The 26,074-nt window shown below is 69.4% G+C and carries 21 protein-coding genes and 4 pseudogenes; 17 read left to right on the forward strand and 8 right to left on the reverse strand.

The genetic code is table 11. The features are described from left to right. From A5702_RS08475 to A5702_RS08485, 3 genes and pseudogenes are all read left to right on the forward strand, one after another. Positions 1-587, forward strand: a 587-nt coding sequence (locus tag A5702_RS08475; RefSeq protein ID WP_068219842.1) for an SDR family NAD(P)-dependent oxidoreductase, incomplete at its 5' end; no start/stop codon positions are given. 1 nt (position 588) lies between these two features. Beyond that, a pseudogene (locus A5702_RS08480) lies at positions 589-1,549 on the forward strand (alpha/beta hydrolase); the annotation flags it as partial. A gap of 67 nt (positions 1,550-1,616) precedes the next feature. Continuing rightward, positions 1,617-2,693, forward strand: coding sequence for a hypothetical protein (locus tag A5702_RS08485; protein WP_068219846.1), 1,077 nt, complete (start codon positions 1,617-1,619; stop codon positions 2,691-2,693). 84 nt (positions 2,694-2,777) lie between these two features. Here A5702_RS08485 and A5702_RS08490 read toward each other — a convergent pair whose 3' ends face one another. Both A5702_RS08490 and A5702_RS08495 read right to left on the reverse strand, forming a co-directional pair. Beyond that, positions 2,778-3,062, reverse strand: a complete 285-nt coding sequence (locus A5702_RS08490; protein WP_068219869.1) for a ferredoxin — start codon at positions 3,060-3,062, stop codon at positions 2,778-2,780. 4 nt (positions 3,063-3,066) lie between these two features. Beyond that, the gene (locus A5702_RS08495; protein ID WP_067823069.1) at positions 3,067-4,197 is read right to left on the reverse strand and encodes a Rieske 2Fe-2S domain-containing protein; all 1,131 of its coding nucleotides are present in this window, start codon (positions 4,195-4,197) and stop codon (positions 3,067-3,069) included. A 102-nt stretch (positions 4,198-4,299) separates the two neighbouring features. Between A5702_RS08495 and A5702_RS08500 the strand changes: the two genes are divergently transcribed. Then, positions 4,300-6,012 carry a 3-ketosteroid-delta-1-dehydrogenase gene (locus A5702_RS08500; RefSeq protein WP_082955989.1) on the forward strand — a complete coding sequence of 571 codons (1,713 nt, stop codon included), beginning with the start codon at positions 4,300-4,302 and terminating at the stop codon, positions 6,010-6,012. Between the two features lie 75 nt (positions 6,013-6,087). On the opposite strand, the gene A5702_RS08505 is transcribed toward A5702_RS08500, so the two are convergent. Continuing rightward, positions 6,088-6,777, reverse strand: coding sequence for a PadR family transcriptional regulator (locus tag A5702_RS08505; protein ID WP_055403655.1), 690 nt, complete (start codon positions 6,775-6,777; stop codon positions 6,088-6,090). Positions 6,778-6,864: 87 nt separating this feature from the next. On the opposite strand from A5702_RS08505, the gene A5702_RS08510 reads away from it, so the two are divergent. After that, complete coding sequence (locus tag A5702_RS08510) at positions 6,865-7,785, forward strand: TIGR03619 family F420-dependent LLM class oxidoreductase (RefSeq protein WP_068219849.1); 921 nt, start codon at positions 6,865-6,867, stop codon at positions 7,783-7,785. A 4-nt stretch (positions 7,786-7,789) separates the two neighbouring features. Here A5702_RS08510 and A5702_RS08515 read toward each other — a convergent pair whose 3' ends face one another. Continuing rightward, positions 7,790-8,623 (reverse strand): hypothetical protein, encoded by an 834-nt coding sequence (locus A5702_RS08515; protein WP_197281259.1) that lies wholly within the window; start codon positions 8,621-8,623, stop codon positions 7,790-7,792. A 71-nt stretch (positions 8,624-8,694) separates the two neighbouring features. Between A5702_RS08515 and A5702_RS08520 the strand changes: the two genes are divergently transcribed. Next, a complete protein-coding gene (locus A5702_RS08520) occupies positions 8,695-9,819 on the forward strand; it encodes an FAD-dependent oxidoreductase (RefSeq protein ID WP_067823076.1) in 1,125 nt (374 codons plus the stop codon). Position 9,820: 1 nt separating this feature from the next. Here the strand turns inward: A5702_RS08520 and A5702_RS08525 are convergent, their stop codons facing one another. After that, entirely contained in the window at positions 9,821-11,275 is a 1,455-nt protein-coding gene (locus A5702_RS08525; RefSeq protein ID WP_068219875.1) for a multicopper oxidase family protein, read from the reverse strand. A 178-nt stretch (positions 11,276-11,453) separates the two neighbouring features. On the opposite strand from A5702_RS08525, the gene A5702_RS08530 reads away from it, so the two are divergent. From A5702_RS08530 to A5702_RS08580, 10 genes and pseudogenes are all read left to right on the forward strand, one after another. Continuing rightward, the gene (locus tag A5702_RS08530) at positions 11,454-12,701 is read left to right on the forward strand and encodes an APC family permease (RefSeq protein WP_067823079.1); all 1,248 of its coding nucleotides are present in this window, start codon (positions 11,454-11,456) and stop codon (positions 12,699-12,701) included. 38 nt (positions 12,702-12,739) lie between these two features. Continuing rightward, positions 12,740-13,063 (forward strand): helix-turn-helix transcriptional regulator, encoded by a 324-nt coding sequence (locus A5702_RS08535; RefSeq protein ID WP_068219851.1) that lies wholly within the window; start codon positions 12,740-12,742, stop codon positions 13,061-13,063. A 50-nt stretch (positions 13,064-13,113) separates the two neighbouring features. Next, positions 13,114-14,524 (forward strand): annotated as a pseudogene (gene arsB, locus A5702_RS08540) (ACR3 family arsenite efflux transporter). Positions 14,525-14,548: 24 nt separating this feature from the next. Then, positions 14,549-14,956: an ArsI/CadI family heavy metal resistance metalloenzyme gene (locus A5702_RS08550; protein ID WP_055403649.1), complete on the forward strand. Its 408-nt coding sequence runs from the start codon at positions 14,549-14,551 to the stop codon at positions 14,954-14,956. Between the two features lie 46 nt (positions 14,957-15,002). After that, positions 15,003-15,500, forward strand: a complete 498-nt coding sequence (locus A5702_RS08555; protein ID WP_068219856.1) for a flavin reductase family protein — start codon at positions 15,003-15,005, stop codon at positions 15,498-15,500. A gap of 2 nt (positions 15,501-15,502) precedes the next feature. Beyond that, positions 15,503-16,183 carry a pyrimidine reductase family protein gene (locus A5702_RS08560; RefSeq protein ID WP_082459878.1) on the forward strand — a complete coding sequence of 227 codons (681 nt, stop codon included), beginning with the start codon at positions 15,503-15,505 and terminating at the stop codon, positions 16,181-16,183. A gap of 145 nt (positions 16,184-16,328) precedes the next feature. Then, entirely contained in the window at positions 16,329-16,664 is a 336-nt protein-coding gene (locus tag A5702_RS08565) for a hypothetical protein (RefSeq protein ID WP_055403647.1), read from the forward strand. Positions 16,665-16,763: 99 nt separating this feature from the next. Further along, positions 16,764-18,533: a serine/threonine protein kinase PknE gene (locus A5702_RS08570; RefSeq protein WP_068219859.1), complete on the forward strand. Its 1,770-nt coding sequence runs from the start codon at positions 16,764-16,766 to the stop codon at positions 18,531-18,533. Further along, the gene (locus A5702_RS08575) at positions 18,530-19,357 is read left to right on the forward strand and encodes a DUF1707 domain-containing protein (RefSeq protein ID WP_068219862.1); all 828 of its coding nucleotides are present in this window, start codon (positions 18,530-18,532) and stop codon (positions 19,355-19,357) included. Before A5702_RS08570 ends, A5702_RS08575 begins: the two co-directional genes overlap by 4 nt. Positions 19,358-19,385: 28 nt before the next feature. Continuing rightward, positions 19,386-20,891 carry a serine/threonine-protein kinase gene (locus A5702_RS08580; RefSeq protein ID WP_055403644.1) on the forward strand — a complete coding sequence of 502 codons (1,506 nt, stop codon included), beginning with the start codon at positions 19,386-19,388 and terminating at the stop codon, positions 20,889-20,891. 3 nt (positions 20,892-20,894) lie between these two features. Here A5702_RS08580 and A5702_RS08585 read toward each other — a convergent pair whose 3' ends face one another. From A5702_RS08585 to ngg, 3 genes and pseudogenes are all read right to left on the reverse strand, one after another. After that, positions 20,895-23,072, reverse strand: a complete 2,178-nt coding sequence (locus A5702_RS08585) for a glutamine synthetase III (protein WP_068219865.1) — start codon at positions 23,070-23,072, stop codon at positions 20,895-20,897. Positions 23,073-23,177: 105 nt separating this feature from the next. Beyond that, positions 23,178-24,659, reverse strand: a complete 1,482-nt coding sequence (locus A5702_RS08590; protein ID WP_068219867.1) for an MFS transporter — start codon at positions 24,657-24,659, stop codon at positions 23,178-23,180. 58 nt (positions 24,660-24,717) lie between these two features. After that, positions 24,718-25,884 (reverse strand): annotated as a pseudogene (gene ngg, locus A5702_RS08595) (N-acetylglutaminylglutamine synthetase); the annotation flags it as partial. Between ngg and A5702_RS08600 the strand changes: the two are divergent. Then, positions 25,876-26,074 (forward strand): annotated as a pseudogene (locus tag A5702_RS08600) (N-acetylglutaminylglutamine synthetase); the annotation flags it as partial. The pseudogenes ngg and A5702_RS08600 sit on opposite strands and share 9 nt — an antisense overlap.

Genomic DNA, 26,074 nt, shown 5'->3' on the forward strand with positions numbered 1-26,074 from the left:
GTATCGAACAGTTCGGCTATCTGTGGGACACGCCGGTGACGAACTGGCGGCGCGTCGTCGACATCAACATCAGCGGAGTCTTCTACGGCGTGCGCGCGTTTCTGCCGAAGATGATGGCCGTCGACGAGCAGGCGTGGGTGTGGAACGTTGCGTCGGTCGGCGCCGTAGTGACGATGCCGTTGCAGACGCCCTACCTCGTGAGCAAGCACGCCGTGCTGGCCATGACCGAATGCCTTTGCACCGAGGTGCAATTGGCGGGACACCACCACCACATCCATGTGCAGGCGGTGCTGCCCGGGCCGGTGGTGTCCAACATCTTCGAATCCGCGGGGGGTGTCGACGCCACGGCGGCCGCTGATGTCGGCGCCGCGGAGACGCATCGCGAAGCGATGCTCGACATCAAAGCGGTGGCGATGGACCCGTTGGCGGCCGCCGAAACACTGTTCCAACAGGCCGCCGAAGGCCGCTTCTACCTGCTCACCCACCCGGAAGTGGCGTCGGCGATGGCGGAGCGCGCGGAAGTGCTTGCCGCGCAACGACGGCCCGTGCTGCGCACGGAACGCCGGTTCGGTGCGCAGCGGCTCTGACATGGGGACCTGCCAGCTGGACCCCGACGCCGCCGCCCGCGTCGCTTCGTTCGGTGACGTTCCACCGATGCGCCAGCGCGGGCTCGCGGCCGTGCGCGCCGCGCTCGAATCCGCGCCACCGCCGGAGTCGATGGCCGAGATGGCCGCCGTCACGGAAGCAGCCATTCCCGGTCCGGCGGGTGACATCCCGGCACGGGTCTATCGCCCCGACGCCGGAAGCGGTGGACCCGTGCTGGTGTATTTGCACGGCGGTGGGCTGGTGATGGGGTCGAACCACTCATTCGAGCCGCTGGCCCGTGAGCTGGCCGCGGCGTCTGCCGCCACCGTCGTCGCGGTCGGCTACCGCCTGGCCCCGGAGTGGCCGCCGCCCGCGCAGTTCGACGATGCGTACGCCGCGACGGAATGGGTGTCACGGAATGCTCGTCAGCTGGGGGTCGACCCCGAACGGCTCGGGGTGATCGGCGACAGCGCGGGCGGCGCATTGGCGGCCGGCGTTGCGCTCGCCGCGCGCGACCGTGGCGGTCCGCCGATCGGCGCGCAGGTGCTGCTGTATCCGGGCCTGGATCGCGACATGACGGCCCCGTCCGTCACCGCCCTGGCGGACGCCCCGATGCTCAGCCGCGACGACATCGAGTACATGCACGCCCTGGCCGACGGGGACGCGGGCCCGCCCACCAGCCCGTACCTAGTGCCCGCCTACGCATCCGAGCTTGCCGGCCTCCCCCCGGCGATCGTCGTCACCGCGGAGTGCGACCCGATCCGGGATTGGGGTGAGCGGTATGCGACACGGCTGCGCGACGCCGGCGTGCAGACCACCCTGACCCGTTATCCCGGGATGTGCCACGGATTTCTGATGCGTTCCGACGCCACGGCGCGGGGCCGACTGGCCATCGCCGAGATCGGCGCGCTCCTGCGGGCCAAGTTCGGCCATCCGGTCCGGGCTTGACGTCCCGGTGACCGGGCCATGGCCCCCCGCACCGGAATCGCCCCGCCCACAATCAGGGCACGAACTGCAAAAGGAGACAGCCGATGCTCACCGACGACCGGCGGATGGAGCTTTCCGACGTGTTGCGGCCCGCCGCGCCGCCCCGCGAGGTCGACAACGTCTATACCGACGACCAACGCGAACGCCTGCTGGATGTGGTACGCACCGAGGGGCCGTGGCGGTTGATCATCGCGCAACACTTCGCGTCGCCCGATGAGCTGATCGCCACCATGAGCGGCCTTTTCCCAGAAGGCTTCACCCCGTCGCTCGACCTGTTCCTGACACCGACCTTCCGCGGCTACCTCGCCAACTACGGCGCGGTGCTCTACCCAGAGCTGCACGACTGCTTTTACAACGCGCGGTTCCTCGAGATGGCCAAAAGCTACTGGAACGCCCAGTACGCCAAACCCCAGCTGATGCTGTTCAACATCAACGGGCCGTGCGCCAACCGCGACCCGGGACATCTGGACTCGCCGAGCTTTCGCGGCGTGCGTCACGAGAACGCGCCGACCTGGCTCACCAGCGTGATGGGCAAGTCCGGCCTGTTCGGCGACTACCTGGTCAAGATGGCGCAGGTGATCACGTGGTTCTCGCTCGACCCCGGCAGCGGGTTCACCTACTGGCCCGACGGTCCGCTCAAGGCCCCCAAACGCGTTCTGCCGCCGATCAACAACCGCGGCGTGGTGGTGCAGAACGAGATGATGGTGCACCGCGGCGAAGCGAACGGGCCACTCGAGCACCAAATTCCGGCCGGGTTGTCCTTCGACACCGTCTTTTCCGGCGACCCCGAGGACCCGAATCAGTGGTTGCTCAAGAACGGCGACGAGGTGATCGCCCGCCACCACACCGACCAACTGCGGTTCCTGGTGCACTGGTCCGCCGAGGTTTTCACCGACCACGACGAGCTCAAGAAGAACATGGAGGGCTCGCACGACCTGACCATCGAGAAGGCCATCGACATCATGGTCGACGACCTCAAGGGCAGGGGCATCAAGCTCGACATCCCCAGCGAACCATTGCACGACCCGGCGTTCATCAGCGCGCTCAACGCCGGCTACGACCTGGGCGGCCCTGCTCTTTATCCCGAAGAGGCACCCATCAGCGCATTCCAGCTCGCATGACCGAAAACCTCACCGTCGAGCGTCGAGTTGTTTGGGCGGAAAGGCCTTCAACGGCGCGATAATTCGACGCTCGGCGGTGATGGGTCACGCGCCGTCGACGATCGCCAGCTCGCCTGCCGCGACGGCGCGCTCGATCGATTCCCGCAGTGCCGAGCAGGCCAGGAACACCACGCGGTGGTCGCCGGCGATCCGGACGGCGTCCGCACGCTCGACGCACCGGGCCGTCGCATCGGCGTTCCACTGCACGCTGGTCTGGTTCCAGCTGCTTTTGCGAGCAAGCACCTGCGCCCCGCACCTGCGACACCCCACGGGGCGCATCGGCATCTCGTCGAGCCGATCGTCCTGCCGCGCAGATGAATCGAGCGACATCACACTAGCCGGCGCCCTGCGCGGCCATGTTGGCCTCGACCTCTTTCATCCACGCCTCGTAGGGCCTGGTGGTGTCGAGCTCGAACTCGAAGCGGTCCACCATATCCGGTTGGACGTCGGCGGCGTCGACGTAGAACTGCTGGTACCAGCGGCGTAACTGGTAGACCGGGCCGTCCTCCTCGACGAGAAGCGGGTTGTCGATGCGCGCCTTGTGTCGCCAGATCTGGACGTCCTGTTCGAACCCGATCTTGACGAAGTCACCCAGGCTGACCGCGGTCTTCAGCGCCTCATCGCCGGGCAGGTTGTCCGACTTCTTGACGATGATTCCGTATTGCAGCACAAAGGAATTCGAGTCGATCGGATAATGGCAGTTGATCAGGATCGTCTTGGCGTCGCCGTCGGTGTAGTGGTAGGTCAGGTCGTCGATCATGAAGGACGGCCCGTAGTAGGACGCCACCGACGTGGTCCCCAGCATCGTGGTCCCCTCGGGGCTCCCGATGTCGGGGCGACTCCCGCCGTTCATGTACTGCGTGGCCACATGCCCCTCGAAGATGTTCTTGAAGTACGTGGGCAACGAGCCGTGGATGTAGAAGAAGTGGGCCATGTCCACCACGTTGTCGATGATCTCGCGACAGTTGCTCTGCACGACGGTGGTGTACCAGTGCCAGTCCGTCCACTCGTCGCTGGTGGCGCCCTCGATGCGCGGGATCGTGACCTCCGGCGGCGGCGGTTTGCGCTCCGGGTCGTTCCACACGAACAACATTCCGTCCTGCTGCAGCGTGGTCCACGCCCCGGTGCGCGCCAGCTTCGGCGTGCGCCGGCTGTAGGGCACTTGCTTGCACCGACCGTCCCCGCCCCAGCGCCAGTCGTGGAACGGGCAGGCGATCTCGTCCCCCTTGACTTCGCCCTGCGAAAGATCACCGCCCATGTGCCGGCAGAAGGCGTCGAGGACGTTGATGGTGCCGTTCGCGCCGCGGAAGACGACGAGCTTTTGTCCGAAGGCGTTGACCGCGTGCGGCTTGCCATCGCCGAAATCGCGGATCAAGCCCAGGCAGTGCCAGCCGCGGGCGTACCGCGTCGGCACGGCCTGCGCTTCGATCTGCCGAATCTCGTCGACCTCGGACTGCGTCGTCATGGGGAAGATTAAACTCCCGTCCGCCCGTTCCCGGGGCCGCTTGTTCCCACTGATCAGGACGGCTCTTCCGCTGCCGGGCGGCGTCGGCATACGGTTTTGCGCGTGAACCCCCAGAGCACGACGATTCCCGCCGGGCTTCCCGTGGCCGATACGACGGTCGACCTGCTGGTGATCGGGTCCGGGACCGGCATGGCCGCGGCATTGGCCGCCCGCGAACTCGGGCTGTCGGTGCTGATCGTGGAGAAGTCGTCGCACGTGGGTGGGTCGACAGCCCGGTCGGGCGGCGCGTTGTGGCTACCCGTCAGCCCCGTGCTGCGAGAAGCGGGCGCCGGGGACTCCCGCGAGCGCGCCGCCGCGTATTTGGACTCGGTGGTCGCGGGTTCGGCCCCACCGCAACGATCGGCGGAATTCCTGGCTCAGGTGCCGGCGACGGTCGACATGCTGCGCCGAACCACCCCGCTGCGGCTGTTTTGGGCCCGTGACTACTCCGACTACCACCCCGAGGAGCCGGGTGGCAGCGCGGCGGGCCGGACGTGCGAATGCCACCCCTTTGACACCTCGATCCTCGGCCGGTACCGCGCCCGGTTGCGGCCCGGCGTGCTCGAGGCCGGCGTCTCGATACCGACCACGGGCGCCGACTACCGATGGATGAACCTCGTGGCCAGGGTGCCGCGCAAGGGCATTCCGACGTTCGGCAAGCGGGTGGCGCAGGGCCTCGGCGGCAGGCTGATCGGTCGGCGCTACGCCGCGGGCGGCCAGGGTCTGATGGCCGGGCTGTTCGCGGGGGTGCTGCGCGCCGGTATCCCGGTGTGGACCGGCTGCCCGCTCGTGCGCCTGGAAGGCGACGGCAAGCGCGTGACGGGCGCGGTCGTCGACCATGACGGGCGCGAGGTGACGATCACCGCTCGGCGCGGAGTGGTGCTGGCAACCGGCGGTTTCGACCACAGCATGGACATGAGGTGGAAGTTTCAGTCCGAGTCGCTGGGCGCCAATCTGAGCCTGGGTGCCCCATCCAACACGGGCGACGGCATTCGTGCGGGGCAGGAATGCGGCGCCGACATCGCGTTGATGGATCAGGCCTGGTGGTTTCCCGCCATCGCGCCCCTGCCGGGCAGGGCGCCGGCGGTGATGCTGGCCGAACGTTCCCTGCCGGGAAGTCTGATCGTCGACCAGAGCGGTCGCCGCTTCGCGAACGAGTCCGCGGATTACATGTCGTTCGGCCAGCGATTGCTCGAGCTGGAGCGGTCGGGCAGCCCCGTGGACGCGATGTGGATCGTGTTCGACCAGCAGTACCGCAACAGCTATGTCTTTGGCGCCGAACTGTTCCCGCGCATGCGCATCCCGCAAGCCTGGTACGACGCGGGCATCGCGGTGCGGGCGGACAACCTCGACGAGCTGGGCGCCCGGATGAACGTTCCGGCGCCCGACTTCCGCGAGACGATGACTCGCTTCAACGAAAACGCCGCCGCGGGTGAGGATCCCGACTTCGGCCGGGGGCGCAGCGCCTACGACCGCTACTACGGCGACCCCACGATCAAGCCGAACCCCAATCTGCGCCCGTTGCTCAGGGGCCCGTTCTACGCCGTGCAGATGGTGCTCAGCGACCTCGGCACATGCGGCGGACTGAAGGCCGACGAGCGCGCACGGGTGCTCCGCGAGGATGGCAGCGTGATCGCCGGCCTGTACGCGATCGGCAACACCGCCGCCAACGCGTTCGGCACGACGTACCCGGGCGCGGGGGCGACGATCGCGCAGGGCCTGGTGTACGGCTTGATCGCGGCCCGCGATGCGGCGGCCCGAGAGGCGACGGGCTAGCGGCGATCGCGAGGGCGGCGAGGCCGGGCGATGGGGGTACCTCCCGCTTGCGGGGGACGGGTCGCCGCCATCCGATCAGTCCGCTTTGCGTTTGGCCTCGACCTGCTTCTCGACTTCACGCCAGTAGCCGGGCATCGGGCGCGGCTGCCCGAAGCCCCCCTTGGCCGCCTTCTTCAGGATGGCGTCCGCCTCGTCGATGTCCTTCATCAGTTCGAGCGCGAATTCGCGCTCCGCCGCGTAGTACTTGGCCGCCCAGCGCAGCGCGATCACCGAATACGCCCACGCGGGCTGGGCCTCGGCGCCGTCGGCGTCTTCGACCGCTTTGCGATGCCTGGCTTCGGCGTAGGCGACGTGTTCGGCCAGCAGCTCCTTGAGCCGGGCCGGGTTGCTCAGGTGACCGAACGTCACGCGCAGCAGGACGCTGTGCTTGAGCACCGGGGGGTCCACCGGGGCGTTGTTGGTCCAGTCGGTGACGGCGGCCATCCCGGCGGGGGTGATCTTGTAGAGCCGGCGGCTGCGCGTGCCCTCGTCGTGCTCGACCCGTGAGGTGACCAGGCCCAGCCCCTCGAGCTTCTTCAGCTCGGTGTAGATCTGGCTGTACGACGGGCTCCAGTAGTACAGATCGACGCTCCAGTCGATCCACTTTTTCAGGTCGTAGCCGGAGACCTCCTCCTCGTAGGACATCATGCCCAGCAGCGCCCAACTCGTGGCGGCAAGCGCCGCCTTCGACTTGTTTTCGCCGGTAGGGTCCGGTTCGGAGTCCACGGCGCAAGGTTAACAACCCAAGACGAGGATCGGTTTGACGCGGACCGCTGGGCGGGATGCGGTGATGGCTAGCAGGAGCACTGAAAGATGAAGTTCGCCTTCCCCCTGCCGCACATGGTGCGCCTGCCCGCGATGACGCAGCCCTGGGAGGCCGCGGTCACGGGGCCCGACCAGACCCGGATGGTCAAATGCGCCGACCGCTGGGGCTACGACATGATCGCCGTCCCCGAGCATTTCGTCATCCCCGCCGAGCACGTCGGGCTGTCGGGGCCGCACTACCTGCACTCGACCGCGGCTCAGGCCTACATCGCCGGGGCGACCGAGCGGATCGCCGTCAACTCGTGCGTCACCATCCTCCCGCTGCACCAGCCGATCGGCCTGGCCAAGGCGCTGGCCACCGCCGACTGGATGAGCGGGGGCCGGATGATGGTCACCTTCGGGGTAGGTTGGCTGGCAAGGGAATTCGAGCTTCTCGGGGTGCCCTTCGGCGAACGGGGCCGCATCGCCGACGAGTACCTGGCGGCCATCATCGAACTGTGGACCAGCGATGCGCCGCGCTTCGACGGCCGCTACGTGTCGTTCGACGGCATCGCGTTCGAACCGAAACCGGTTCAGCGGCCCCACCTTCCGATCTGGATCGGCGGCGACGCGGACGCGGCGCTGCGCCGGGCGGCGCGGTTCGCGTCCGGCTGGTGGCCGTTCCTCACCCCGCCCGAGCGGATCGCCGAAAAGCTCGACTACATCAAGTCCCAGCCCTCCTACGACGGCCGGCCGTTCGAGGTGATGCACGGGCTGAGCACCAACCGGGTCGGCGAAGGACACGTCGCCCGCGACGACCCGAACGCCCGCCCCGGCATGAGCGCGCAGGCGATCGTCGACCGGTTGGGCTGGCTCGCCGAACAGGGGGTGACGATGAGCGCCGTACCGATTCCCGCCGTCGGCGGCGTCGACAAGTACCTCGACTACGCGCAGTGGGTGATCGAGGAGATCAAGCCCGCAGTGCCGTGACCCGTCATCGAATCGCCAAGCCGCGCCTGCGAACCCACAACACCGCGACGGCCGTACCGAGGACCCAGACGGCCACGGCGATGGCCAGGTGCACGAAGCTCTTGGTGTCGCGGCCGAACACCGGCCAGATCAACGCCGGCACCTTGGTCCAAAGCACCTGGTGCTCCACCCCGTTCATCGGGTCGGCGACGTAGTAGACCGCATAGGGCAGGGTCAGGGCGGCGATCCAGCCGCCGGTGCGGCGCCGATCGGCGCGCTGGCGCCAGCGCCGCGTCAGCGGCTCGACGCCCACCGGGTGCAGCGCGGAGATGAGGTTGCCCAGCCCCAACCAGGACACGATCGGCACCGCGACGGTGGGGATCGTGATCCCGAGCCGCCCCGGCGTTTCCAGGCACAGGGTCAACACCATGGCCGCCACCAGGGTGGGCAGCCCGACGATCGCAAGCAGGGCAAGGTTTTTGATCACCAGGATCCGCCAGAACGGCACGCCGTCGGACAGGCCGGCCAGGACGCGGTAGTGGTCGGCGCCGAACAGATTGGTGGTGGTGACGTCGGCCAGCACCCACGACGAGAAGTAGGTGCCGATCAGGATCACCCAGTCGGTGTGGTGGCGCCCGACGGTCAGCGGCTGCACCAGCAGCCATGCGGCGGCGAAGATCACGTTGGCGACCACGCCCATCAACCAGGTGCGCGGCGAGGTGAACGCCCACCGGATCTCGGCGAGCACCGCCGCCGCGCCGGGCTTTTCGAAGTCCTTGGCGGCCCGCCGGGCCGCTGCGGGGCGGGGCGCCGACGCGCGCACGGCGGCGCGCAACGCGGCACGCGCGCGCGGGTGCATCGGCCGGTGCGGATCGGCGATGTCTATGGTCACTCGGCAGGCCCGAACTTCATGCCAGGCAGGATAGCGACATGAACCGCAAGCGCGTCGTTATTGCCGGGCTCGGAGACGCTGGTGTCCTGGCCGCGATCCGGTTGTCGGGTCACGCCGACGTCGTCGGCATTTCCGTCAAGCCGGCGCTGGTCAGTGGTCAGGAACTCGGCGTTCGGCTCTCCCGCCCGCACGATTGGGCCCGCGATTACTGGATTCCGTTCGACAGGTTCCGCCGCCTGGACGGGGTGCGGACGGTTCAGGCGCAGCTGACCGGGCTCGACCTGTCGGGGCGCACCGTCCTGGGCACCCGCGCCGACGGCGCCGCCCTCGCCGAGGAGTACGACGCGCTGATCATCTCGACCGGGGTCAGCAACGGCTTCTGGCGCCGGCCGACGCTGCAGTCGGCCGCGGAGGTGGGCGCGGAGCTGCGGGCCGCCCATGACCGGCTGGCCGCCGCCGACTCGGTCATCGTGGTGGGCGGCGGCGCGGCCGCGGTGAGCAGCGCGCTCAACATGGCCACCACCTGGCCGGGCAAGCGGATCGACCTGTACTTCCCCGGGCACTCGGCACTTCAGGCCTACCACCCGCGGATCTGGGGACGGATCCAGGCACGGCTCGCCGGCCTCGGTGTCGGCATTCACCCAGGCCACCGCGCGGTGCTGCCCGACGGCTTCCCGGGCGACGAGATCACCGGCGAGCCGGTGCGCTGGAGCTCCGGCCAGCCCACGGCGGCCGCCGACGCGGTGCTCTGGGCGATCGGGCGGGTGCGGCCCAACACCGATTGGCTGCCGCCGGAACTGCTCGACGAGCGCGGCTTCGTCCGGGTCACGCCGGAGCTGCGGGTACCCGGACAGCGCGGCGTCTTCGCGGTGGGCGACGTCGCGGCGACCGACCCGCTGCGCAGCTCGGCCCGCAACCGCGGGGACGCGCTGGTGGCCCGCAACGTCCGCGCCGAGCTGACCGGCGGGAAGTTGGGAACCTACCGCGCGCCGACGCGGCGGTGGGGGTCGTTGGTGGGCATCCAGCCCGACGGGCTGGAGGTTTTCATGCCGACCGGCCACGCGTTCCGGTTCCCGTTGTGGTCGGTCGAACGGGTGGTGATGCCGTGGATCGTCCGGTGGGGCATGTATCGCGGTGTGCGGCAGAACAATCCGCTGGGGTGATTCAGCGGCTGTTGAGCAGCAACATCAGGCCGTAGTCCATGTGGATCTGCTGGTGGCAGTGCAGCAGCGACAGGCCGGGCTGGTCGGCGACGAAGTCGACGTCCATGCTCTGATAGCCGCCCAGCATCGCGACGTCCTTGCGCACACCGGCGGTGGGCGTGCCGGCGAATTCGGTGATTTCGAACGTGTGCCGGTGCAGGTGCATCGGGTGCAGGTCGTCGCTGGCATTGCGGAAGCGCAGCCGGTAGCGCTCGCCCCGGCGCACATCGAGCACGGGCTGGTTGGCGGCCATGGCGAAAGCCGTGCCGTTGATCGTCCAAGCGTTGAAACCGTCGTCGGCGGCGTTGCGCTTCTCGATCAGCAGCTCGATGGTGTGGTCGGGCGGCGGGACGGCCGCGGGGCGCGCGAATAGCCGGTAGTCCCACGCGAACGGCGGCGGCGCGGTCCAGACCGGGTCCCCGCCGCGCCCGGCGTATTCGACCACAACACCCATGCCGCGGCCCCGGTCATCGTCGGCCAGGTCGCCCAGCACCCACACCCCCGGATTCGTCATGCGCACCAACGCGGAGACGCGTTCCCCGGCGCCGAGCCACAGCACCGGCACGGGCGCGGGGTGGGGCACCGGGTTGCCGTCCAGCGCAATCACGTTGAAGGCGTGCCCGGGCAGCGCCAGGCTGCGGGTCTCGGTGGCGCTGCCGTTGAGCACGTGCAGCAACACCAGCTGACCGGTGCGCACCCGGATGGGATCGCCGTGGCCGAGCGCGCGGCCGTTGATGGCGAACGCCGCGTAGCCCACTTCGAAGCCGCGCGGGTCGCCCCGGGCCAGCGAGGCCGCCATCGACGATTCGCCCCGCGCCCGCAGATCCGGGTCCGGGGCGCCGGCCAGGAAATCGCTGGCCATGTCGCCGCCGCGGCTCAGCGAGGGCTCGAATTCCTTGAGCGTCAGGAAGATCTCCTGGTCGTAACCGCCCGCGTTGTGGCGGGGCTCGATGTAGACCGGGCCGACCAGGCCGCTGTACTGGCCGCGCGACAGGTCGGCGCGCGGCACCACGTGGGTGTGGTAGAAGCGGAACCCCGCAGGCCCGGGGACGAAGGAGATCCGTCGCATGCCGTGCGCGGGGATGTAGGGTGTGCCCTCCTCTGCAGCGCCGTCGACGTCGACGCCCACCTGTTGACCGTGCCAATGCAGCTGCTCGGCGGAATCGGTGTCGTTGAAGACATCGACCACCGTCCGCCGGCCCTCGGTGAACCGCAGCAGCGGGCCGGGGAATTGGCCGTTGTAGGTCAGGGTCGACACGACGTGGCCGGGCGCCAATTCGACTGCGCCGGTGGCGATCCGCAACGTGTAGTCGGCCTTGTCGCCGGACCGTGCGCAGCCGGCCAAGGCCCCGGCGCTTCCGCCCGCGGCCAGCGCGGCCCATTTAAGGAACTCCCGCCGATCCGGCGACATCGTCATCGCCTCCGGGGACAAGCGTCCAGGACCGGTGACGGGAAGTCGATGCCGCGGTCCAATTCGCTTGCCAATCAGCGGGATTCGGGTATGTGGCGCCAACGGCGGGCTGCCGCCGTCGTAGCCGAGAATACCTCAAATCCCTTCTGCTAGGTTGGCGTCTGCGCGCGCGTGAGGAGAACGATTGTCCGACAGCGACACCGGCGAGCTCCGCCGAAGCCTGGGCCTGTTCGACGCGGTGACGATCGGGCTGGGCTCGATGATCGGCGCCGGGATCTTCGCCGCGCTCGGCCCGGCGGCGCGCGCCGCCGGCTCGGGGTTGTTGCTGGGACTGGCGGTCGCCGCGGTGGTGGCCTACTGCAACGCCACCTCGTCCGCGCGGCTGGCCGCCCGCTACCCCGCCTCCGGCGGCACCTACGTGTACGGCCGCGAGCGGCTGGGCGCCTTCTGCGGATACCTGGCGGGGTGGGGTTTCGTCGTCGGCAAGACCGCCTCGTGTGCCGCGATGGCCCTGACCATCGGTGCCTACGCGTGGCCGGCGCACGCGCACCCGGTGGCCGTCGCCGCCGTGGTCGCGCTCACCGGCGTGAACTACGCCGGCGTGCAGAAGTCGGCGTGGCTCACCCGTGTCATCGTCGCCCTCGTGCTGGCCGTGCTGGCCGCGGTGGTCGTCGCCGCGTTCGCCTCGGGGACGGCGGTCACCGACCACCTCCGCCCGTCGGGCGCCACCGTCGGCGGGGTCATCCAGGCCGCGGGGCTGTTGTTCTTCGCCTTTGCCGGCTACGCGCGCATCGCCACCCTGGGGGAGGAGGTGCGCGACCCGGCACGCACCATCCCGCGCGCGATACCTGTCGCGCTCGCCATCGCGCTGGCCGTCTACGCCCTGGTGGCGGTGGCCGCGCTCGCGGTGCTGGGGCCGCAGCGCCTCGGCCGGGCGACGGCGCCGCTGGTCGACACCGTGCGGGCGGCCGGCGCGGGCTGGCTCGTTCCCGTCGTGCAGGTGGGCGCGGCCGTCGCCGCGCTCGGCTCGCTGCTGGCGCTGATCCTGGGCGTCTCGCGCACCACGCTGGCGATGGCCCGTGACCGCCACCTGCCCCACGCGCTGACCGCCGTGCACCCGCGGTTCGGTGTCCCCCACCGCGCGGAGCTGCTGATCGGCCTGGTGGTGGCGATCCTGGCCGCCACCGCCGACCTGCGCGACGCCATCGGGTTCTCTTCGTTCGCCGTGCTCATCTACTACGCCGTGGCCAACGCTTCCGCGTTCACCCTGGGACACGGCGAGGGCCGCCCGCACCGCGCGGTTCCGATCACCGGGTTGGTCGGCTGCGTGGTCCTCGCGTTCGCGATGCCGCTGTCGTCGGTGGTGTCCGGCCTGGCGGTGCTTGCCATTGGCGTCGCCGCCTACGCGATTCGGCGGGTCCGCGCGAAATAGGGGTGGCGCGCTGATTCGATAAATGCTTATATAGAAGAATGTCGAAACAGCAGGCATGCTGCCCCACCCTGGGGACGGCGGCCATGGCCGAGTCCCACGCGTCGGAATTGGCGGCGATGTTCAAGGCGCTGGGCGACCCGGTGCGCCTGAGGTTGTTGAGCCTGATCGCCAGCAGCCCCGGCGGCGAGGCCTGCGTCTGCGAGATCTCGGCGACCTTCGACCTGTCGCAGCCGACCATCTCCCATCACCTCAAACTGTTGCGCTCCGCCGGGCTGGTGGACTGCGAGCGGCGTGGCACCTGGGTGTACTACTGGGCGATTCCCGCTGCGTTACAACAACTTTCATCGGTGCTGCAGCCGTGACGGGCACACACACGTCGGCCCCCAGCGCGGACGCGACCCGCCTGTCCACCATGGACCGCTTCCTGCCGGTCTGGATCGGCGCGGCGATGGCGGCCGGCCTGGCGCTCGGCCGGATCGTTCCGGGCCTGGGCGCCGTTGCCATTCAAGGTGTTTCGCTGCCGATCGCGATCGGACTGTTGGTGATGATGTACCCGGTACTGGCGAAGGTTCGCTACGACCGGCTCGACGAAGTCACCGGCGACCGCAAGCTGATGGTCACCTCCGTGTTGCTCAATTGGGTGGTCGGCCCGGTGGTGATGTTCGCGCTGGCCTGGGCGCTGCTGCCGGACCTGCCGGAGTACCGCGCGGGCCTGATCATCGTCGGCCTGGCCCGGTGCATCGCGATGGTCATCATCTGGAACGACCTGGCCTGCGGTGACCGCGAGGCCGCGGCGGTGCTGGTCGCCCTCAATTCGCTGTTCCAGGTGGTGATGTTCGCGGCGCTGGGCTGGTTCTACCTGTCGGTGCTGCCCGGGTGGTTGGGCCTGCCCCAAACCGGGATCAGCGTCTCGCCGTGGCAGATCGCCAAGGCGGTGCTCGTCTTCCTCGGCGTTCCCCTGCTGGCCGGGTACTCGTCGCGCCGGCTCGGCGAACGGTTCCGGGGCCGCCACTGGTACGAGACGCGGTTCCTCCCCCGCGTCGGACCGTGGGCCCTCTACGGGCTGCTGTTCACCATCGTGATTCTCTTTGCGCTGCAAGGTCATCAGATCACCTCCCGCCCGTGGGACGTGGCCCGGATCGCGATCCCGCTGCTGGCCTACTTCGCGATCATGTGGGCCGGGGGGTACGCCCTGGGGCTCGCGCTGCGACTCGGCTACGCCCGCACCGCCACGCTCGCGTTCACCGCGGCCGGCAACAACTTCGAGCTGGCGATCGCGGTGGCCGTCGCGACGTACGGCGTCACGTCCGGGCAGGCCCTCGCCGGGGTCGTCGGCCCGCTGATCGAAGTGCCCGTTCTCGTGGGTCTGGTCTACGTTTCGCTCGCGCTGCGTTCCCGGGTGTTCGCCGATGGCCGATAAGCCGAGCGTCCTGTTCGTCTGCGTCCACAACGCCGGGCGCTCACAGATGGCGGCGGCCCTGCTGAGCCGGCTGGCCGACGGCCGCATCGAGGTCCGTTCCGCCGGAACGCAACCCGCCGACGAGGTAAACCCCGTCGCCGTCGCCGCCATGGCCGAGCTGGGCATCGACGTGACCGCGGCCCGCCCGAAGGTCCTCACCGGCGAAGACGTGCAAGCCAGCGACGTCGTGATCACCATGGGCTGCGGCGACACCTGCCCGTATTTCCCGGGAGTGTCCTACCGCGACTGGAAAGTGCCCGACCCCGCAGGCCAGCCGCTGGCCACCGTGCGCGCGATCCGCGACGACATCGCCCAGCGCGTCCAAGCGCTGATCGCCGAACTCCTGCCCACCGCAACGCCATAGCGCGCACCGAAGAAAGGACACCCCATGTCTCGCGTGCAATTAGCCCTCAACGTCGACGACCTCGACGAGGCGATCGCGTTTTACTCCAAGCTGTTCAACGCTGAACCGGCCAAGGTCAAACCCGGCTACGCCAATTTCGCGATCGCCGACCCCCCGCTCAAGCTGGTGCTCCTGGAGAATCCCGGCCACGGCGGCAGCCTCAACCACCTGGGCGTGGAGGTCGCCTCGAGTGACACCGTGCACGCCGAGATCGCCCGCCTCACCGAGGGCGGGCTGGTCACCGACGAGGAGCTCGACACCACCTGCTGCTACGCCAACCAGGACAAGGTGTGGGTCACCAGCCCCGGCGGCGAACGCTGGGAGGTCTACACCGTGCTCGCCGACTCCGAGACCTTCGGAGAAACCAGCGACGAACCCTGCTGCCAGTCCTAGGGGCACCGCGCGATTCCGGCGCGGGCCGAACGGGAAGACTGAGCGGATGGCCGAACCCGGAGAAGACGCCTTCGAAAAGCTGGTCGCCCTGCTCAACTATCCGATGTTCGTCGTCACCACGCGGGCCGGGGGCGTCGCGGCGGGCTGCCTGGTCGGATTCGCCAGCCAGACCAGCATCCACCCGCCCCGATTCCTGGTGGGGCTGTCGAAAAAGAACCACACCTTCCGGGTCGCCGGCGACGCGACCCACCTCGCGGTGCACGTCTTCGACCACGACCACCTGGACACCGTGGAGCTGTTCGGCACCCAGACCGGCGACACGACCGACAAGTTCGACCGCTGCTCGTGGCACACCGGCCCGGCGCAGCTGCCCATCCTCGACGACGCGGCCGCCTGGTTCGTCGGCGAGATCCTCGAGCGTTTCTCGCTGGGCGACCACGTCGGGCATCTGCTCGCGCCCGTCGACGGCAGCCCGCCGCGCGAACTGGAGCGCTGGGTGTCCTTCGGCGACGTCCGGCACCTCGAACCCGGCCACGAGGCGTAGCGGTGATCCCCCGGGTGGGCACCGTCGCCGGCATCACCGAGCTCGCGTCGTTCTACGCCGATCCGCCGCAGGGCGTGCGGGCCAACATGATCTTCAGCGCCGACGGCGCCGCCGCGTTCGCCGGCCGGGCCGGCCCGCTGTCGTGCCCCACCGACCAACAGCTGCTGAGGATCCTGCGCGGCTTCGCCGACGTCGTCCTAGTGGGCGCCGGCACCGCGCGCGCCGAGAACTACGGCCCGGTGCGGCTCACCGATTCGGAACGAACCGTGCCGCCCCCGATCGCGGTGATCAGCCGCAGCGGCCGGCTCCCCGAAAGGCTGTTCAGCCGCCCCGAGCAGCCCCCGATCGTGGTCACCTGCGCGCGCGCCGCGGCCGCGCGCGATGACGCCGGCCGACGGCTCCTGGTGGCCGGCGAGGACTCCGTCGACGTGGCGCGCGCCGTCGCCCTGCTGCGCGAACAGGGCATGCACCGCATCCTGTGCGAGGGCGGTCCGACCGTGCTGGACGAGCTGGTGGAAGCCGACGCCGTCGCGGAGATCTGCGTGACGCTGGCCCCCAAACTCGCCGCGAGCCAGCCCGCGGGCCACCGGCCCACCCCGTCGCCGCTGCCCGCGCCGGTGGCGATGCGCCTCGAGCACGCGCTGGCTTGCGACGACTACGTGTTCTTGAAATATCGCCGCTGAATTCCGCTCGACATGCAGCCGACCACACCGCTTCCTATGATGGAAATGCCCGGTTGCGTGCGCGTATCGAATCGCCTGCGCGGCATCGTCTTCAGTTCATCGCCGTCCACTTTCTCGAGCCACACAGAGGAGGAATATCGGCCAGGTGAGCAGCGCAAAAGACGACCACGACTACCGCAATCTGGCGGTGAACCGGCTGCGGCCCAGCGAAGTTCAATGGGCGCTGAACCACGACGCCGTGCACGGGATCGCGTACGCCTTCAAGAATCCCGTCGCCGTCGCCGAATCCCTCGACGATCCGGACGACGACAGAATGACCTATCTCATCCGCGTCAAGCGTGACGATCTGGCGAACGCACTGGGCCGGATCAACGACTGGATCACCGAAAACCCCGGCCCCGCCGGGATGCAGGCGTTCGGATTCGTCCGGGCGCTGTCACGCGAGGGGCTGCGCGAACGCACCACCGGTGACGACGATTAATCGCTTGCCCAACTGGCTGGCTTTCGCTATTCGTCGTGCCCTCCGGCCGGCGAAACCTTAGCCTTATGCCTGCGCACGGTCGGTGACTGAGGAGTCGGGATGGGTGACACGACCGCGGATACGCGGGAGGGTTCGCAGTTCGGGCCCTATCGGCTGCGGCGGCTGATCGGCCGCGGCGGCATGGGCGACGTCTACGAGGCGGAGGACACGGTCCGGGAGCGCACCGTCGCGCTCAAGCTGATGTCGCAGACGCTGTCCAACGACCCGGTCTTCCGCTCCCGCATGCAGCGCGAGGCCCGCACCGCGGGCCGGCTGCAGGAACCCCACGTCGTGCCGATCCACGACTTCGGCGAAATCGACGGCCAGCTCTACGTCGACATGCGCCTGATCGACGGCAAAGACCTGGCCTCGATGCTGAGCCGGTATGGGCCGCTCGCCCCGCCCCGGGCGGTGGCGATCGTGCGCCAGATCGGCTCGGCGCTGGACGCCGCCCACGCCGCCGGGGTCCTGCATCGCGACGTGAAGCCGGAGAACATCCTGGTGAGCGGCGAGGACTTCGCCTACCTGGTCGACTTCGGGATAGCCAGTGCCACCGCCGACGAGAAGCTGACGCAGATCGGCACCACGGTGGGCACGGTCAAGTACATGGCCCCGGAGCGGTTCAGCGACTCCGAGGTGACCCAGCGGGCCGACATCTACGCGCTGGCCTGCGTCTTGTACGAATGCCTGACCGGGTCCCCGCCCTACACCGGCGACCAGATCAGCGTGATGGGCGCCCACCTGCACCAGGCGATCCCCAAGCCCAGCGCCGCGCGGCCCGGCATCCCCGCGGCCTTCGACGGGGTGATCGCCCGCGGCATGGCCAAGGACCCCGCGGATCGCTACGCCACCTGCGGGGACCTGTCGTCGGCGGCGTACGCGGCACTGGCCGAGCCGGACCAGGACCGGGCCACCGACATCCTGCAGCGCAGCCAGGTCGCGCGGGTGCCGGCCGCGCCCGCTGAACAGCGGCCCTCGGGGGCCCCCCAGGCTCCGCCCGCGTACGCCCCGTCGTCCGGCCCGATGTGGGCGCCGACGCCCCCGGTGCCCCAGCCGACGGGCTGGGGCGGCTCCCCCACCTGGGGGCCCGCCACCACCGGGACGCCGTGGGGCCAACCGCCGCGGCCGAGCAGGAAGCCCTGGCTGTGGGCCGGCGCCGCCGGCGTCGCCCTGGTGGCCATCGTCGGCGTGGTCCTCGCTGTCGTGCGGCCGTGGGAACCGTCGGCGCCGACGACGACGCCGACCAAACCACCGCCACCGGCGGACGCCGTCGCGCTCCGCGTCCTCGACGACGGCGTGTTCGTCGGCAGCTCGGCGGCCGCGACGACGATCGACATCTTCAACGAACCCATCTGCCCGCCGTGCGGAAGCTTCATCCGGTCGAACGCGGGGGACATCGAAACCGCCGTGAACAACAAGAAGCTCGCGGTGCGCTACCACCTGCTCGACTTTCTCGACGACAAGTCGCACAGCAAGAACTACTCGACGCGGGCCGTGGCGGCGTCGTACTGCGTTGCCGCGCAAAACGACCCGAAGCTGTACACCGACTTCTATTCGGGCTTGTTCGCCAGCAACTTCCAGCCGGCCGAGGACGCCGCGGAGGACCGCACCGACGGCGAACTGGCGCAACTGGCCAAGACCGTGGGCGCTGACGCCGAGGTGATGACCTGTATCAAGTCCGGAGACGACGTCGGCTCGGGCAAGGCGAAATCCGCGGCCGGTTACGCGACGCTCGCCGGGCTCAACGCCAACTCCACCCCGTTCGTGTGGGACGGCACCGCGTCGGTGAACTATTCCGACCCGACCTGGCTGACGAAGCTCCTCGGATGACGATGAGCGATGACATCAGGGCGACCGACGACGACCGCAACCGGACGTGCCAGCTGCTCGACGCGGCGCTCGGTGACGGCCAGCTGTCCACCGAAGAGCACCGCGAACGGGTGAGCGCCGCCACCCGGGCCACGACGCTGCGCGAGCTGCAATCGCTGGTGACCGACCTGCAGGCGCACCCGGCCGTCTCGCCGGCGGCACCACCGCGGATCGACCGCCGGGTCTGGATCGCCGCGGCCGTGGCCGTCGTGCTGCTCGGCGCCGGCACCATCTGGGCGCTGCAACGCGACACCGGCTCGGCGCCGACGGCGTCGTCGACCACGTCCACCGCCACGGCGGCGAGCGCCCCCTCGGCCGCGACCACCAGCCCGACACCCCCGCCGCCGCAGCTGTTGTCGCTGAGCGGGGTGACCGGGGTGCTGGCCCAGATGCGGACCCAGTTCGGCGACACACTGGGTTACCAACTGAACATCTATCAGGACCAGGTCGTGGTCCAGCGACCCGACACCGCGAACGCCCAGAAGCTGGTGACGTGGCTTTACCGCGACGGCAATTGGGCGACCGTGGGATCCAAGAGCTCCGTGCCCTCCCGCTTGACGGTCGGCGACCTCGGCAAGTTCGACGTGCAAGCGGTCGTCGGCGTCGTGCAGCAGGCGCCCCAGACCCTGCACGTCTACGACGCCAACCGGGTGTTCCTGGCAATCGAGTCGCGCAAGGACGGCGGCCTGAACCTGCGCATCAACGTCTCCGACGGCGCCCTGTCCGGCACCATCGCGCTGGCCCCGGACGGCACCGTCACGCAGGTCTCTCCCCCGGCCCGCTGACGGGATTGATCGCGATGGGAGTCAGGCGATGACCGGCGCGCAGGGCTCGCGGGTGGGGACGATGTTCGGCCCCTACCGGCTGACGCGACTGCTCGGCCGGGGCGGGATGGGCGAGGTCTACGAGGCCGAGCACACCGTCAAGCAGTGGACGGTGGCGCTGAAGCTGATGTCACACACCTTCAGCCAGGATCCGGTGTTCCGCAAACGCATGGAACGCGAGGCCCGCATCACGGGCCGGCTGCTCGAGCCCCACGTGGTCCCGATCCACGATTACGGCGAGATCGACGGGCAGCTGTATCTCGAGATGCGCCTCATCGAAGGCGTCGATCTGGCCAGCCTGCTGGAACGGGACGGACCGCTTCCGGCGCCGCGGGCGGTGGCCATCATCCACCAGATCGCCTCGGCCCTCGACGCCGCACACGCCGCCGGCGTGACCCACCGCGACGTCAAACCGCAGAACATCTTGATCACCGGCGACGACTTCGCCTACCTCGCCGACTTCGGGATCGCCAGCGCGACGTCCGACGAGAAACTCACCCAACTGGGCACCGCGGTCGGCACCATGAAATACATGGCGCCCGAACGGTTTTCGAGCGAGGAGGTAACCCCCCGCGCCGACGTCTACGCGCTGGCCTGCGTGCTGTACGAATGCCTGACCGGCGCACCGCCCTACCGCGGCGACAGCACCGCGACGCTGATCAGCGCGCACATGATGCAGCCCATTCCCAAGCCCAGCGAGCACGGGTCCGGCGTGAGCCCGGCGTTCGACCCGGTGGTCGCCGGCGGCATGGCCAAGAATCCGATCGAGCGCTACCCCACCGCCGGCGCCCTGGCCGACGCCGCGCACAGGGCGCTCAGCAGCCCCGAGCGCGAACGCGCCGAGACGATCCTGCGGGAAAGTGAAATCGTCTCTCCCGCAGCCGAATTCGGGCAGCGGACGGAGCCGCGCGGGCGCCACCGCTGGCCGATCGTCGCCGCCGCCGTGGTGGCCGTCGCCGCCGTCGGCGCCGTCGGGATCTGGCTGGCGCTCAAACCCTCCGGCCAGCGGCACGCCAAGGCCACCGTCGCGAAAACCCCACCGCCGTCATCGGCCGCCCCCAACGACCAACAGGCCCGGCTGATCAGCCTGCTCCCGCCCGGCTACCTGGCCGGCACGTGCACGCCCGCCACCCCGGAGTCGGGCAGCATTTGGGTGCACGCGGTGGCGATGGTGACCTGCGGGCAGAACACCCAGCCCGGCGGCCCCAGCCGGGCCACCTATGGGCTGTTCGCGACGCCCGACCGGCTGAAGAAGGCCTTCAACGACGACATCGCGAACGTCAGCCTGGTGAACTGCCCCGGCGAGGGGCGCTCGCCCGTCAGCTGGCACTACGACCAGACGCCCAACGACATGGCCGGGCTGATCGCCTGCGGCACCTACAACAATCACCCGAACGTGATCTGGACCAACGACGAGAAGCTCATGCTCAGCGACGTGTCCGGCGACCCGGCCAGCGTCGAGGACCTGCACACGTGGTGGGACGCCTACGGCTGAGCCCTAGAGGATGTAGAGCATCTCCTGGTAGGTCGGCAGCGGCCACAGGTCGTCGGCCACAACGCCTTCCAGCGCATCGGCGGCGGCGCGCACCGCGTCCATCGCCGGCAGCAGCGCCTCCTGGGCGTGCTTGGCCTCCTCGAGCACCGATTCCGCCGAATGCTGCGACAGCGCCTCGGTCAGGGTCCCCAGTGCGGTGGTGAGGTCGGTGAGCGGTGCCGAAACCGCCTCCAGCGCAACCATATTCGGCTCCACCCCGGCGGCCTTCAACGTGGCGACGTTCTGGGCCAGCTCGGTCTGGTAGCGCAGGGCCGCCGGCAGGATGACCGTCGTCCCGATCTCCAGGGCCAACTTCGCCTCGACGCCGATGGTCAGCGCGTACTGCTCCAGCCTGACCTCGTAGCGGCTGTGCAGCTCGCGTTCGTTGAAAACCCCATATTTCTCGAAGACTTCGACGGATTCGGGCTTGATGAGTTCCGGAATGGCGTCCAGCGTCGTCTTGAGGTTGGGCAACCCGCGCTCGGCCGCCTCGATCTGCCAGTTCTCCGAATAGCCGTCCCCGTTGAACACCACCGCGCCGTGATCGGTGATGATCTCGGTGAGCAGCTTCTGCACCGCCGCGTCGAAATCCTCGCCGGCCTCGACGGCCCGCTCCAAAGTCGTTGCGATGTAGTCGAACGAGTCGGCCATGATCGTGTTGAGGACGATCATCGGCACGGCGACCGTCTGCCCCGAGCCCGGCGCGCGGAACTCGAACCGGTTGCCGGTGAACGCGAAGGGGCTGGTCCGGTTGCGGTCGCCGGGATCGGTCGGCAGCGGCGGCAGGGTGTCCACGCCGATGATCATGGTGCCCTTGCCCTTTGACGAGGTGGCCGCGCCCTTGGCGATCTGCTCGAACACGTCGGCGAGCTGCTCGCCGAGGAAGATCGAGATGATCGCCGGCGGCGCCTCGTTGGCGCCCAGCCGGTGGTCGTTGGTGGCGGAGGCGACCGACACGCGAAGCAGCCCGCCGAACTTGTGCACGGCGCGGATCACCGCGGCGCAGAACACCAGGAACTGGGCGTTCTCGTGCGGCGTGTCGCCCGGCACCAGCAACGAACCCAGCTCCGCGTTGCCCACCGAGAAGTTGACGTGTTTGCCCGAGCCGTTGACACCGGCGAACGGCTTCTCGTGGAAAAGGCATTCCATGCCGTGCTTTTTCGCCAGCGTCTTGAACACCGTCATCAGCAGCTGCTGGTGGTCGGACGCGATGTTGGCGCGCTCGAACATCGGCGCCACCTCGAACTGGCCGGGGGCGACCTCGTTGTGCCGGGTCTTGGCGGGGATGCCGAGCTTGAACAGCTCCCGTTCGGTGTCCATCATGAAGCCGAGCACCCGCTCGGGCACCGACCCGAAGTAGTGGTCGTCGAATTCCTGCCCCTTGGGGGGCTTGGCGCCGAACACGGTCCGCCCGGCGTTGATCAGGTCCGGCCGCGCCAGGAAGAAGTGCCGGTCGACCAGGAAGTACTCCTGTTCCGGCCCGCAGAAGGACACCACCTTGTTGAGGTCCTTGTGGCCGAACAGCGTCAGAATGCGTTCGGCGTGGACGCCCATCGCCTGCTGGCTGCGCAGCAGCGGCGTCTTGTAGTCGAGCGCCTCACCGGTCATCGACACGAATACCGTTGGGATGCAGAGCGTGTTGCCGTTCGGGTTCTCCAGCACGTAGGCGGGGCTGGTCACGTCCCAGCCGGTGTAGCCGCGCGCCTCGAAGGTGCTGCGGAGCCCGCCCGAGGGGAAGCTGGAGGCGTCTGGCTCACCCTGGATCAGGGTCTTGCCGGCGAACTCGGCGAGGGTCTGGCCGTCGGAGACGGGTTCTAGGAAGCTGTCGTGCTTCTCGGCGGTCAGCCCGGTCATCGGGTAGAAGACGTGCGCGTAATGGGTGGCGCCCTTCTCCAGCGCCCAATCCTTCATCGCGACCGCGACCGCGTCGGCCACCGCGGGGTCCAGCTTGGCGCCCTTGTCGATGGTCGCCACGACGGACTTGTACACCGCCTTGGGCAGCCGCGCCTGCATCTCCGCCTTGGTGAAGACATTGGAGCCGAAGATCTCCCCCGGCAGTTCGCCCGGGACGAAGCTGACCGCGGGGGGAACGTATGCCTCGACATTGTTGATCGCCTGAAGGCGCACCGCATTACCGCTCAATGGAATTCCTATCGCTGAGGGGCCCCGTCTAGTGGACCGACTCACATTAGGAATTCTCGATGGCGGAATTGTTACGCCCGCGTCACCGGTATCGCCGCGATGGTTTCAAACGGAAGACGGGCCGCGGTCGTCGGCCCCGGCCTCGTCGACCGTCAGCGGCAGCGCGAGCTCTTCGAGCGGGCGCCGCTCGGCCGCGATCCCGAGCCACAGCTCGACCAGGCCCGCGATCGCCATCACCGCGGCGCCGGTCAGGAACGACCACATCACCTGGCCGCGCTCCCCGGAATTGATCAGCTGCCCGAACAGCAGCGGGCCGGTGATGCCGCCGATCGCGGTGCCCACGGCGTAGAAGAACGCGATCGCCAGCGCCCTGGTCTCCATCGGGAAGATTTCGCTGACCGTCAGGTAGGCGGCGCTGGCGCCCGCCGAGGCCAGGAAGAACGCGACCGCGAGGACGGCGATGAACGTCCAGACGCCGCCGGTCCGGGTCACGAAGAGTACCGCGAGGACCACGGCCACGACCGCCGACCCGAGGTAGGTGGCCGTGATCATCGGCTTGCGGCCGACGGTGTCGAACAGGTGGCCCAGCGCCAGCGGCCCGACGAAATTGCTGAGCGCCCAGAGGATGAAGAACAGCGGCACCTTGCCCGACGGCACGCCGTAGAACCCACTCAGCAGCGTGCCCAGGTTGAACGTCACGCCGTTGTAGAGGAACGCCTGCCCGGTGAACAGCGCCAGCCCGAGCACCGCGCGCCGCGGGTAGAGCTTGAACGCCACCCGGGCGATTTCCCGGAACGAAATCGTCTGCCGCTGCCGGATTCTGAGCTTGCGCCCCTGCGGCTCGGGCAGCGGCTCCCCGGTTTCGCGCTCCACCGCCTCCTCGATCTCGCCGACCACCCGCTCGGCCTCCTCGTCGCGGCCGTGGATGAACAACCACCGCGGGCTTTCCGGGACGTTGCGCCGGACCAGGAGCACGAAGATGCCGAAGATGGCGCCCACGCCGAAGGCGAGCCGCCAGCCGAGGTTGGGCGCGAAGTTCGACGTGTCGAGCAGGACGAGGGCGCCGGCGGCTCCCGCCGCCGACCCGAGCCAGTAGGTCCCGTTGATGATGAGGTCGACGCGACCGCGCAGGCGCGCGGGGATCAACTCGTCGATCGCCGAATTGATCGCGGCGTACTCTCCGCCGATGCCGGCGCCGGTGAAGAACCGTGCGACGAAGAAATACCAAGGGGCGAAAGCGAATGCGGTCGCCACGGTGGCGGCCAGGTACACGGCGAGGGTCAACATGAACAGATTGCGCCGGCCGAAGCGGTCGGTCAGGTGGCCGAAGAACAGCGCACCCAGGCACGCGCCGGCGATGTAGAACGCGGCGGCCATGCCGATCTGCGCCGCGTTCAGGTCGATGCCGCTGCCCTTCTCGGTGAGGCGAGCGGACACGTTGCCGACCATCGTGACCTCGAGCCCGTCGAGGATCCACACCCCGCCGAGCCCGATGACGACGCGCCAGTGGAACCGCGACCAGGGCAGCCGGTCCAGGCGCGCCGGCACGTGGGTGGTGATGGTTCCGGTTTGCACGCTTCCGCTCATCTGGCTCCAATCCGAATGACGTTCCCCAGCATTACCCAGACGAGCCGCAAGGCAAGCATCAACCGCGGTCGGCGCGCGACTCCTCGGGGGTCCAGGCCGCCGGCTGGCCGGGGTGGCCGGGGAACAGGAAGTCGATGAAAGCCGCGGCGGTGGGCTGGGGTTCGTGGTTGGCCAGCCCCGGTCGCTCGTTGGCCTCGATGAAGGCGTACTCGGCGCCGGTGACGTCGGGCACCAGCAGGTCGATGCCCGTCACGGGGATGCCGATCGCCTCGGCCGCCGTCACCGCGACCCGGCACAGCTCCTGGTTCACCACGGCGGTGACGTCGTGGATGGTTCCGCCCTGGTGCAGGTTGGCGGTGCGGCGCACGCGCAGGCGGCTGCCCTGGGGCAGCACGTCGTCCAGCGACCAGCCCGCCTCGGCGACCGTCGCCTCGGTGAGGTCGTCGAGCGGGATGCGGGACTCGCCGCCGGTGGCCGCCGAGCGCCGCCGGCTTTCGGCCGCGATCAGGTCGCGGATGCTGTGCTCCCCCGTGCCGATGATCTCGGGCGGCATGCGCAGCGCCGCCGCCACCACCCGGCCGTCGATCACCACCAGCCGCAGGTCGTCGCCTTGCACCCGCTGCTCGATCAGCACATCCGGGTAATGCTGGCGGGCGCGGGCCAGCGCGGCGGCCAGGTCCTCGGGGCCGTTGTCGGCGGTCACGCCGACCGTGATGCCCTTCCCCTGCTCGCCGCGGGTCGGTTTCACCACCACCTCGCCGACCTCGGTGAGGAAGTTGTAGTCGCCCTCGTCGAAGGTGGCCAGCCGGGCGCGGGGCACGGTGATCCCGGCCTCCGAAACCAGGCGGCGCGTCAGGCGCTTGTCGTCGCAACGGCACATGGCCACCGCCGAGGTGTATTCGGACAGCGATTCGCGGGTGACGACGCTGCGGCCGCCGTGGGTGAGCCGCATCTCGCCGGTCTCGGCGTCGAGCACCTCGACCCAGATGCCCCGACGCAGCGCCTCGTCGGCGATGATCCGGGCGTAGGGGTTGAGGTCGTCGACCGTCTCGGGCGGCGGGCTGAACAGCGGCTCGTTGATCGCGTTCTTGCGCTTGATCGCCAGCACCGGAACGCGGACGAAGCCGAGCTTCTCGTACAGGCCGATGGCGGCGGCGTTGTCGTGCGCGACGGACAGGTCCATGTAGGCGCGGCCCGCGTCGCGGAAGCGCTCGGCCAGGGCACGGTGACCGGCGTCGACCACGAGCTGCTGTTCTCCGACCCGGAGCAGGGATCGAGCCTGTGGACCCTGGCCGTCGACCCCGCGGCCGGCCTCCCCGGCATCGGGGCGGCGCTGACCCGTGCCCTGGCCGAGCGCTTCCGCGACGCGGGCCGCGCCTACATGGACCTGTCCGTCGCGCACGACAACGCCGCCG

The organism is Mycobacterium sp. E3339 (assembly GCF_001666915.1).
Lineage (GTDB): Bacteria > Actinomycetota > Actinomycetes > Mycobacteriales > Mycobacteriaceae > Mycobacterium.